This window comes from Paraliobacillus sp. X-1268 (assembly GCF_003426095.1).
In the GTDB taxonomy this organism is placed as follows: domain Bacteria; phylum Bacillota; class Bacilli; order Bacillales; family Amphibacillaceae; genus Paraliobacillus_A; species Paraliobacillus_A zengyii.
In genome coordinates this window covers 336,447-348,066 of sequence record NZ_QJSK01000001.1, presented here as the reverse complement: position 1 = coordinate 348,066, position 11,620 = coordinate 336,447, and the positions used below count along the sequence as shown (strand labels likewise).

Below are 11,620 nucleotides of genomic sequence, written 5' to 3'. Positions count from 1 at the left end.
GCTATTGTAGTTACGAGGAAGTTAAATTGAAAGGGGTTACAAAAGATGAAGAAATTAGTCTTACTTGCACTATTATTTAGTTTTATGGTTGTACTTGCTGCATGTGGAGGGGATGACAGTACTTCTAGTAGTTCTGATGATGGGGGCGAAACTGTATCAAATGATGCATCAATCGGTATAGCAATGCCAACGAAATCATCAGCTAGATGGGTGGATGATGGTGACAACATGGTGGAACAATTAGAAGCCCTTGGTTTTGAAACGGATTTACAATATGCGGAAGATGATGTAGATAAACAGATCGAACAAATTGAAAACATGATTGTCAAAAGTGCGGATGTTTTAGTAGTTGCATCAATTGATGGTACAGCATTATCTAATGTATTAGCAAAGGCAGCTGACCAGGATATTGAAGTTATTGCCTATGACCGATTAATTATGGAAACACCTGATGTTAGCTACTATGCAACATTCGATAATTTTCAAGTAGGTGTATTACAAGCAACATACATTGAAGAGGCATTAAATCTTGCAGAAGCAGAGGGACCATTTAATATTGAATTATTTGGTGGATCACCTGATGATAATAATGCCTATTTCTTCTGGGATGGTGCAATGTCAATCTTACAACCACATATTGATAGTGGAAAAGTTGTCATACAAAGTGCACAGACAGAATTTGAACAAGCGGCAACTATGCGTTGGGATGGAAATAACGCAAAATCTCGGATGGAAAACATTCTTAGTAAAGCATATTCTGGTGGAGAAACTGTTGATGCAGTGCTATCTCCATATGATGGGATTAGTCGTGGGGTAATTCAAGCATTAAAAGGTGTCGGTTATGGTTCGGGTGATTTACCAATGCCCGTTATAACAGGTCAAGATGCTGAATTAGCTTCCATTAAATCAATTGTTGCACAAGAGCAAACACAAACTGTATTTAAAGATACACGAGATTTAGCTGCTGTTGTAGTTACAATGATTGACGCAATCCTTACAGGCGAAGAAGCAGAAGTTAATGATACAGAAACGTATGACAATGGTATAGAAGTTATTCCGTCTTATTTAGTAGAACCAGTGTCCGTAGATATAGATAATTATCAAGAAATTGTGATGGACAGTGGTTACTATTCAGAAGATGAACTAGAGTAGTATAGCGTGAAATTAGTGGTGGGAGGCCACCACTAATTTAAATTATTTCTTTAAGTGGGGAAGGTGGCGAGTGTATGTCGGACTATATTTTAGAGATGCGTAACATAACGAAAACATTCCCTGGTGTTAAGGCACTAGATAATGTAAATTTAAAGGTTGAAAAAGGAGAAATTCATGCGTTAGTTGGTGAAAATGGTGCAGGTAAATCAACTTTAATGAAGGTTTTAAGTGGTGTCTATCCAAACGGGTCCTATGAGGGTGGCATCTACTTTGATGAAAAAGAGTGCCATTTTAAAGATATAAAGCAAAGCGAAAATGTTGGTATTGTTATTATTCATCAAGAATTAGCGTTAAGTCCATTTCTTTCAATTGCAGAAAATATCTTTTTAGGTAATGAAAGACACGTTCGTCAGATCATGGATTGGAAAGATACTTTTTCGAAATCCAAGGAATTATTAGAACAAGTAGGATTAAAGGATTCTCCAGAGACAGCAGTTATGAACATTGGTGTTGGTAAACAACAGTTAGTTGAAATTGCAAAGGCATTATCAAAAAATGTCAAGTTGCTGATTCTTGATGAACCAACAGCAGCCTTAAATGAAACAGATAGTGCAAATCTGTTGAAATTATTAAATGACCTAAAAAAACAAGGGATTACATCTATCCTTATTTCTCATAAGTTAAATGAAGTTTCTTCTATATCGGATTCCATTACAATTTTACGTGATGGTCAAACAATCGAAACAATAAAAAGTAATGATGGTAATGTTTCTGAAGATCGTATTATTAAAGGCATGGTTGGTCGTGAATTAACTAGTCGTTTCCCAGTAAGAACTGCAGAAATCGGTGAAACCATTTTTGAAGTTAAAGATTGGAATGTTTATCATCCACAGCAACGTGATCGCAAAGTTCTTGATAATGTGAATATTCATATTCGTCGTGGAGAAGTTGTTGGGTTAGCGGGTTTAATGGGAGCAGGAAGAACAGAGTTAGCGATGAGTATTTTTGGTAAGACATATGGTAAAAAAATAACAGGTTCGTTATATAAGAATGAGCAAGAAATAAATGCTAATACAGTTAGTGAAGCAATTGCAAATGGGATAGCGTATGTTTCGGAAGATCGAAAAACATACGGATTAAACCTCATTGATGATATCAAACGAAATATTACATTATCTAACTTAAAACGTGTTTCGCATCATTCTATTATTGATGAGAATATGGAAATAAAACAAGCACAATTATTACGTGAGAAATTAAACATAAAAACACCTTCGCTTGAGCAGGTCACTGGTAATCTTAGTGGTGGGAATCAACAAAAAGTTGTATTAAGTAAATGGATATTCACAGAACCAGATATTTTAATCTTAGATGAGCCTACACGTGGTATTGATGTTGGAGCTAAGTATGAAATATATTCTCAAATTAATGAATTAGCAGCAGAAGGAATGGGTGTATTAATGATTTCATCTGAGCTTCCAGAGGTACTTGGTCTCTCAGATCGGATTTATGTAATGAATGAAGGCCGTATAAGTGCGGAGCTTGATCGTGCGGATGCGGACCAAGAAAATATTATGCGTCATATGACTGGATTTGGAGGTGCTAATCGTGCAGACATTAATTAATTTATTTCGTAATAATATTCGTCAATATGGAATGATTATTGCACTTGTATTTATTACGGCATTATTTTGGGTACTGACAGAAGGAATTACTTTTAATCCTTTAAATTTAACGAACTTGATTCTGCAAAATGGCTTTATTCTAGTATTAGCAGTCGGTATGGTTTTGGTTATTATTACAGGAAACATTGATTTATCAGTCGGTTCTGTCGTTGCTTTTGTAGGTGCTATTGCAGGTGTACTGATGATAAACAATAATGTACCAGTTTGGCTAGCAATAATTCTATCTATAATTGTAGGTGCTTTAATTGGTGTTTGGCAGGGGTTTTGGATTGCCTATATCGGAATACCCTCTTTCATCGTTACGTTAGCTGGGATGTTGATTTTTCGAGGACTAACCTTATATCTATTAGATGGACAGTCGCTTGCACCATTTCCGGATTCATTTGGTTTTCTCAGTGGTGGTTTTCTACCAGATATGTTTGGTTCAGGTGGTTTGCATACTCTGACGATCATTTTGTCCGTAATACTATCAATCATTCTAGTATATTTAGAAATTAAAAATCGAAAAACACAGTTACAATATAGTTTTGAAGTTGTTCCGATGTGGATTAGTATTACAAAACTTGTGTTATTGCTATCTGTTATTAACTGGTTTGCTTATCAACTGGCATTGAACAAAGGTATCCCAATGGTATTAATTATTGTAATTATACTGATTGTAGTTTATACCTTTATTATGAATAATACAGTAATGGGAAGAAGGATTTATGCAACAGGAGGAAATAAAAAAGCTGCTGATTTATCCGGTATAAAAACAAAAGGTGTTGTATTTTGGGTATTTGTTAACAACGGGGTTATTGCAGCATTAGCTGGATTAATGTTTGCATCTCGGTTAGATTCTGCAACACCTGCAGCAGGTAATATGTTAGAACTAGATGCAATAGCTGCAGTATTTATTGGTGGTGCTTCTATGTCGGGTGGGGTCGGTACGATTATTGGCGCAATAGTTGGTGGTCTTGTTATGGGTGTAATGAATAACGGGATGTCATTAATCGGTATTGGTATTGATTGGCAACAAGCGATAAAAGGGATGGTACTATTACTTGCAGTCGGATTTGATGTATATAATAAAAATAGAGCTGGAAAATAAGTAGTCAGAAGAAACATCACGTGATTTTATTTCGTGATGTTTCTTCTAATAACACCCACTACTCTATTAAAATGTTTAAAGAATAGATGAAAAGGCTAAATACATGTATTAGTGAATGAATTTAGTTGAGGAGGCTAACTATTTATTACTTAGCAACAACATTGAAACATTTTAATATTCGAGCAACGGATGATGTATTAGGAAAGATAAAAGATATCTATTTTGACGATAAGTTCTGGACAGTACGTTATTTAGTAGCTGATACGGGTAAATGGCTCCCAAGTGAAAAAGTATTGTTATCACCTTTGTCAGTTAATAAAGTAGATTCTGAAAACGCGACAGTAGATGTGTTAGCATCGAAAGAAAAGGTTAGAAATGCACCAAATAAAAAAGCGGATGAACCAATCTCAAAACAAGATGAAATAGACTTGACTGGATATTATGGATGGCCAAATTATTGGAGTCAAATTGGACCATGGGGAGGCTTTAGTACCCCAGCTGCTCTTGCTGTTGCTGATAAACAACGAGAAATTCAAGAAAAAGCTAAAGCTGACCAAAAAGAAAGTCATCAATTAAGAAGTGTTAATGAAATAAAAGGTGAATTAACTGGGTACAAAGTAGAAGGTATTGGTGGGAAAATAGGTCATGTTTCTGATGTTATTATAGATGAAGAGAATTGGAAAATCACCTACTTAGTAATAGAAACAAGTAAATTCTTAGCAGCGAATTTTATTTTAATAGCTACGGATTGGATAAGTGATATACACTGGTATGATAAGAAGATCTATGTTGAAGTAGATAACGAAAAGGTGAAAAATGTAACGGATTTTGATATACATGCACCACTAACGAAAGAATATGAGGAGAAACTCTATTCTGACTTAGGGAAACAAAAGAAATCCGAATAAACAGATGTAAATCTAGAGACTGTCATGAAAGTTTACTTTCAGATAGTCTCTATTTTATTACCCTACGCTCATCTATAAAACTCTTCTAATAATTATGACATTATTGTTTATACTATCCGTATAAATAGTGAATATTTATCACTGTTATCAATTAATAGAAGTAGGTGTATCTATGAAAAACCGCCTTATCTCTATCATTATTCCTTCTTATAATGAGTCAAATAATATTGAAATAATATATGATGCGATAACCAATGAATGTTTAGACATTGATTATAACTTTGAAATTTTATTCATTAATGATGGTAGTACGGATAATACGCTTAACCTAATTAAAAAGTTGGAATCAACTAATGCCAACGTAAAGTACATTTCTTTCACACGGAATTTTGGAAAAGAAGTTGCACTATTAGCTGGTTTTCAACATGTTAGTGGAGAAGCTGTTATTGTAATGGACGCTGATTTACAACACCCATGTAATTTGATAAAACCATTTATACATGGCTATGAGGAAGGATATCATCAAGTGATAGCACAACGTAATCGAAAAGGTGAAAATCGACTCCGTGCCTGTTTTTCATCGATTTATTATGGCCTAGTAAACAAAATAGTTGATGTAGAAATAAAAAATGGGGTAGGGGATTTTAGATTATTAAGCCGGAAAGCTGTTGAGGCCCTTCTATTATTGAATGAAGGGAATCGCTTTTCAAAAGGCCTTTTTTCTTGGATAGGTCTAAGCCAAAAAACTATTTACTATGATAATATTTCACGTAAAAATGGTAAATCCAAATGGTCCATTTCTATGTTATTTAATTATGGAATTGATGGGATTATCTCTTTTAATAATAGGCCACTCAGAATTTGCTTTTATTCAGGTGCGTTCATATTATTATTATCTCTTCTGTATATATTTATTAACCTGTTCTTTATTATAACTAATGGAATCACAGAGCCAGGATATTTTACTATAATGTCAGCTGTTCTTTTTTTAGGTGGTATTCAGTTACTTTGTCTTGGTGTTATTGGAGAGTACATTGGTAGGATTTATTATGAAACGAAACATCGTCCACACTACTTAATACAAGAAACAAACATTTCATCAGGAGAAAATTATGAGCATACGCAGCCAAGAATTTATAAAATTCATCATCGTGGGCATCATTAATACGTGCAATTACTATGCGGTTTATTTATTCGTGCATGCATATTGGGAAATTAATTATCTGGCTTCACACATCACAGGATTTATTTTAAGTTTAATTATATCCTTTTTTTTAAGCTCTTATTTCACGTTTCAAGTAAAACCAACAGTATTGAAATTTATTCAATTTCCGGTTACGCAAGTTATTAACATTATTGTTTCCTCTATATTTATTTATGTATTCGTTGAATATTTTGTCCTGGGTAGCACGATAGCACCGATTGTTTCCATGATTTTTACTGTTCCTCTTACATTTTTTGTAACAGGAAAAATTTTAAGAAAATAACGGGGAATACATATGCTGATCAAACGAAAAATCCTCTATCTTATAATAAGTAGTCTAGTCGTTGCTGTATTAGGTCATTTGTTTTTTTTGAGAGAATGGCTATTAGATAGATATATGGTCGGACCAAATGATGGTTTGCAACAGATGGTTACCTTTAAAAAAATTTTGTATGAACAATATAAAAGTGGAAATTACTTTTATTCCTATCAATTTGGTCTTGGAGGTGGAACGTACAGCCAATTAGCATTTTATTTCTCCACATCATTTCTATTCATTTTGTCAGCAATTTTTATTTTTGTATTACAAGCCTTAGATGTTATTGGACCTGCTGATACACTGTTTTGGGCAAATGCTTCAATATTTATAAGTATTGTTCGATTAACTTCAATCATTGTTATAACAAGTATTGTATTTCATTATATGAAAAGTGATTGGTTGCCTGCATTTACAGGGGCCTGTTTCTATGGATTAGCTACTATTTATTTCCGACATGTGACGTATTGGGAGTTCTTTGCCGATGCAATGATCTGGATTCCACTACTCGTATTTGGAGTTGAAAAAGTTTTCCGAGAGAAAAGACCAAATTGGCTCATTTTTGCGATAGCTGTAACGCTTATTAATAATTTTTACTTTGCATATGTTAATTTAATTTTTATTATTCTATATATTATCTTTCGTTGGTTTATTCCGTTGGCAGAGAATGAATCAGATAAAGGCAAGTACGCTAAGCTTTTTATTTGTTCAGGTTTTTTAGGATTTGGAATTAGTGCAGTAGCTTTTATACCAGCTGTTTATGGATATTTACATAACTTTCGACCAGCATATCAGAAATCCGTATCTTTTTTTAGCTGGGATAATATTTTATTTGATAGTCGTTATATTATTCTACCTACCGTATTTTTACTACTTTTATTCAGTCTTTCTCTTTTCAAAGTGCAGACATTTAGACTGTATTCTGTTTTAAGTAGTTTTTTTATCTTCTTTCATTTTAGTCCACTTGTTGCAAGTGCATTCAATGGCTTCTCAGCACCTCAATATCGTTGGGAATACTTGATTTCTTTTTCTATTGCAGGAGCTATTTCATTTGGTTTAGAACACATTCAACGTGTAACGAAAAGAAGAATGATCTTATCAAGTGTAATTGTACTAATTCTTTATCTTGGTACAATTATATTTATTGATGATTTACATGTTTTTTCACTGCTTTCTTTGGCAATTTTATTAATGGTATCTATTACTATCTTATTACTTTTTTATGCTGTATTTAAAAAAGAAAAAAGTGCTTTTTATATTATGTATGTAGGACTTTTGTTACTCGTAATCATTTTTGCGAATAGTTTTCAATATGGTCTTTCTCAAGCAGGGGAAGTTAGTAAATCCTCTAAAAATTATTTGTTGAGCGATAAATATAACGGAAAAGAACAAAGAGAGCTTTTGCAACAAATTAAAAACAAAGACCCCGATTCGCTATACCGGATTGACTGGAAAGTAGACAGACTTAATAATACACCAATTGTGCAAGATTTTAACGGAATAAGTGTGTACGGTAGTATACTAAACGAACGCTTGATCGATCTTTATTTGAACGATCTAAATATTGACACAGGGAGGGAAAGTGTTAGTAGATATGCAACATTTGGTAATCGGGCGCACTTATATAGTTTATTTCAAGGAAAGTACATGATAAGGGAGAAGGAAAGCGAAGAGGGCGTACCATATGGATTTTCAAAAATACTTGAATCAAAGAACTATATCGTTTTAGAAAACAATAATGTATTGCCTTTTATTCGAACAACTAAAAATTTCTTTTCAGAAAAAGATGTCGAACAGGTTTCTGATTTAAGTAAAGAGTATGCGATGCTCGAAGGTGTAATTATACCCAACACGAAACAAACAAACGCAGAAATAGCACAAGACGCTAATCTTATCGACCAAACGAAAATCATGATGGTTGGTGCTTCTTATACGAATAACGTATTAACTGTTACTGAGGAAAATGGTGGTTTAGATATAGAAACAGATTCATTAACGTCTGCAGCAAAGGATCTGTACGTACACTTTCATTTAGAGAACACTGCAGTCGATCAAGGGTTTACATTAAAAGTAAACGATTATAAAACTGCACGAAAATCTAATCAATCTATTTATAAAACATATGATGATGAGCTAACAATCCGCGTAGATAATTCGAATAAAATTCGAATTAGACTACCTAAAGGAAAGTACATCTTAAGAGATTTAGAACTATATCAAACAGACTATGCCCGTTTGGAATATCAAAAAAACAAGGTATCAAATAATAGTACGTTAAAGTGGAAAGATAATCGAATATCCATAACTTTTAACAACGATAGAAATGATTATTTCATGATGCTACCTATTCCATTTGAAAAAGGGTGGCAAGTTAAAGTTAATAATAAAAAGCAAAAAATTGAGAAGGTTAACTATGCTTTTATTGGATTTCCCATAGACAAAGATGAAAACGAGATAGAATTACTCTATTATCCACCTTATTTTATACTATCGATTGTTTTATCGAGTTTTAGCCTACTCTTATCTATATTAATTTGCAGAAGAAACCAATAAGAGAAAAAGTCATATTTTGCGGTTGCCCGGGTAATATTTTCGGAAAGTCTTATATTAAATCAGTTGTTTTCTTATGGAATTTGTTATTAGAGGAATTCTAAGCACCAGTTTTAATGAGGATATAGGAATTAGTTGTTAGAATATTTAAGAAAAGAATATCTAAATTTAAGCCTCCGTTATGGAAGATCAGTCCACACGTAAAACCTTTTTATTTCATATAAAGGTAGTGAAGGAGGTTTGACAAATGACGAAAATTTTTATTGATCCTGGACATGGGGGAAATGATTCAGGTGCAAGTAGTAACGGGTTAGTAGAAAAGGATATAACATTAAATATTGCTCTAAAATTACAACAGATATTGAACGATTCTTATCAAAATGTCACCACACGTCTATCAAGAACAACAGATCAGTCAGTTTCCCTGACCAATCGAACAAACGCTGCGAATGATTGGAATGCCGATTACTATCTTTCCATTCACATTAACGCAGGTGGCGGTGTTGGTTTTGAAAGCTATATATGGAATGGTAATTTTGCTTCGAAATCTGAAACAGAACGATTGCGATCTACTATTCACGACGAAATTGTTGAAACGATTGGATGGCGTGATCGAGGTAAAAAAGAAGCGAATTTTCATGTGTTAAGAGAAACGACGATGCCAGCAATATTGACAGAAAATGGTTTTATAGATAATGATGCTGAAGCTGAAGAAATGAAAACGCCACAATGGATTGAACAAGTAGCACGTGCACATGCATCTGGTATCGCACAAGCATTTGAATTAGAAGAAGACTCGAATGCAGAAGAACCTGATACGTCATCTTTTTACCGAGTTGTTACAGGTTCGTTTCAATCCGAGAAAAATGCGAAGCAACGTAGATATGTTCTAAATAGGCATGGTTATAGTAGTTTTATAACGGAATTTAATGACCAAGGGCAAGTTTACTTCCGAGTGATTGTTGGGTCATTTCAAAACAGGTCCAATGCTGAAGGCCGTGTAGATGAATTAAATGAAATAGGGTTTGATTCATTTATTAGTACGTTCAACGGATAAAAGAAATCTCCACTATGTTTAAGTGGAGTTTTCTTTTATTGTTAATGGATATTTCTATATAAGCCTATTACTCTACCTAAAATGGAAACATTATCATATATGAGTGGTTCCATTGTTGCGTTTTCGGGTTGTAGACGAATATGGTCTTTTTCTTTGAAAAAGCGCTTAACTGTAGCCTCATTCTCATCTGTCATGGCGACTACAATTTCTCCATTTTGAGCGGTTTGCTGTTGTTTTACAATTACCATGTCACCATCTAATATACCTGCTTCGATCATACTTTCGCCTTCAATTACAAGTACAAAAATTGACTGATCGGTAGCATCTCCATGTGTAAGAGTTAAAGGTAGTGGGATGTATTCTTCAATGTTTTCAACAGCAGTAATGGGGATACCAGCAGTAACTTTCCCTATAACAGGTGCAAACGTTACTTCTCCTTTAGGAATACTAGAGTCATCAGCGGCATGTAATACTTCTATTGCTCTAGGTTTCGTTGGATCTCTACGTATGTATCCTTTTTTCTCTAGTCGAGCAAGGTGCCCATGTACGGTGGAACTTGATGCTAGACCAACAGCCCCGCCAATTTCTCTTACTGAAGGTGGATATCCTTTTGCTGCTACTTCATCTTTAATATAATCTAAGATTGCTTGTTGACGTTTTGAAATTTTCGTCATAATGATGCACCTCCGTACATATTTTATTAGTGAAAGTATAGCATGTTTATCACAAATACACAAACATAAGTTCTAAAAAAGACTTGACAGGAACAATCGTTCGGTTATAATAAAATACAGATGCGAACAATCGTTCTTAATATCAAAGGAGGAAACAAAATGTTTAATAAAATAACTAATATTACTATGGTGGATTTATTCTATTTCATTTCGTTCATTCTTACGTTAGGATTTATGTATATGGGTTTAGTTTCTAGTTAAAAAATATGTTTAAAATAGAAAGGTAGTTATCATGCGAGCGATTATATACTGTCGGGTAAGCACGGAAAAAGAAGAGCAGTCTTCTTCCTTACATAGACAAAAACAAGAATTGATAGAGTTAGCAGAAAAAGAACAAATGGAAGTCATCAGTATTATAGAAGAAAGGCAAAGTGGATATGAAATTGAACGAGATGGTATTTTATCCATATTAGAAAAATGTGCAACTGAAGCAGTGGATTGTCTATTAGTTCAAGATGAGACAAGACTAGGAAGAGGTAATACTAAAATTGCCTTATTCCATCAATTTTCTAAGTTAGGTGTGAAAATATATGCTTTATCCAATCAAGGAGAATTACAATTATCTGAATCTGATGCAATGGTTTTACAGATTGTAGGTGTTGTTGAAGAGTACCAACGTAAAATTCATAACATTAAAATAAAACGAGGGATGCAAAAAGCTATTAAAAATGGCTACGATCCAGCTAAAAACCTTCGTAACCGTGATCACGCAATTGGTCGCAATCGAATTGAATTTCCAATTGAAGAGGTAAAACGTTTGCGAGACAATCAATTAACTTTTGGTGAAATAGCGACTACGCTTCGTGGATTGGGTTTTCAAGTGTCCAAAGCAACAGTTCACCGAAGATACCAAGAATATGTATCGCTTGAATCTGAGCATACCTTTCATATAGAATGAATAGACAAGGAATCCATATTAAAGGA

The 11,620-nt window shown here is 33.8% G+C and carries 10 protein-coding genes; 9 read left to right on the top strand and 1 reads right to left on the bottom strand.

What is annotated here, in order from left to right:
* The first annotated feature begins 45 nt into the window (after window positions 1-45).
* The 8 genes from chvE to D2K62_RS01800 all read left to right on the top strand — a co-directional run bounded on the left by chvE (window position 46) and on the right by D2K62_RS01800 (window position 9,962).
* Window positions 46-1,152: a multiple monosaccharide ABC transporter substrate-binding protein gene (gene chvE / locus D2K62_RS01835; protein WP_117160823.1), complete on the top strand. Its 1,107-nt coding sequence runs from the start codon at window positions 46-48 to the stop codon at window positions 1,150-1,152.
* 74 nt (window positions 1,153-1,226) lie between these two features.
* Window positions 1,227-2,777: a multiple monosaccharide ABC transporter ATP-binding protein gene (mmsA, locus tag D2K62_RS01830; RefSeq protein ID WP_117160822.1), complete on the top strand. Its 1,551-nt coding sequence runs from the start codon at window positions 1,227-1,229 to the stop codon at window positions 2,775-2,777.
* Entirely contained in the window at window positions 2,761-3,927 is a 1,167-nt protein-coding gene (mmsB, locus tag D2K62_RS01825; RefSeq protein WP_112180972.1) for a multiple monosaccharide ABC transporter permease, read from the top strand. The genes mmsA and mmsB overlap by 17 nt, the downstream gene beginning before the upstream one ends.
* A 125-nt stretch (window positions 3,928-4,052) precedes the next feature.
* A complete protein-coding gene (locus D2K62_RS01820) occupies window positions 4,053-4,835 on the top strand; it encodes a PRC-barrel domain-containing protein (RefSeq protein ID WP_112180973.1) in 783 nt (260 codons plus the stop codon).
* 172 nt (window positions 4,836-5,007) lie between these two features.
* The gene (locus tag D2K62_RS01815; RefSeq protein ID WP_117160821.1) at window positions 5,008-6,000 is read left to right on the top strand and encodes a glycosyltransferase family 2 protein; all 993 of its coding nucleotides are present in this window, start codon (window positions 5,008-5,010) and stop codon (window positions 5,998-6,000) included.
* On the top strand, window positions 5,948-6,322 hold the full coding sequence (locus D2K62_RS01810) for a GtrA family protein (RefSeq protein WP_117160820.1): 375 nt from the start codon (window positions 5,948-5,950) through the stop codon (window positions 6,320-6,322). Before D2K62_RS01815 ends, D2K62_RS01810 begins: the two co-directional genes overlap by 53 nt.
* Before the next feature lie 12 nt (window positions 6,323-6,334).
* Window positions 6,335-8,908 carry a YfhO family protein gene (locus D2K62_RS01805; RefSeq protein ID WP_117160819.1) on the top strand — a complete coding sequence of 858 codons (2,574 nt, stop codon included), beginning with the start codon at window positions 6,335-6,337 and terminating at the stop codon, window positions 8,906-8,908.
* Between the two features lie 244 nt (window positions 8,909-9,152).
* A complete protein-coding gene (locus D2K62_RS01800; RefSeq protein WP_117160818.1) occupies window positions 9,153-9,962 on the top strand; it encodes an N-acetylmuramoyl-L-alanine amidase in 810 nt (269 codons plus the stop codon).
* Window positions 9,963-10,003: 41 nt separating this feature from the next.
* On the opposite strand, the gene lexA is transcribed toward D2K62_RS01800, so the two are convergent.
* The gene (gene lexA, locus D2K62_RS01795; protein ID WP_112180978.1) at window positions 10,004-10,636 is read right to left on the bottom strand and encodes a transcriptional repressor LexA; all 633 of its coding nucleotides are present in this window, start codon (window positions 10,634-10,636) and stop codon (window positions 10,004-10,006) included.
* A gap of 292 nt (window positions 10,637-10,928) precedes the next feature.
* Here lexA and D2K62_RS01790 point away from each other — a divergent pair, with 292 nt between their 5' ends.
* Window positions 10,929-11,594 carry a YneB family resolvase-like protein gene (locus tag D2K62_RS01790; RefSeq protein WP_117160817.1) on the top strand — a complete coding sequence of 222 codons (666 nt, stop codon included), beginning with the start codon at window positions 10,929-10,931 and terminating at the stop codon, window positions 11,592-11,594.
* Window positions 11,595-11,620 lie beyond the last annotated feature (26 nt).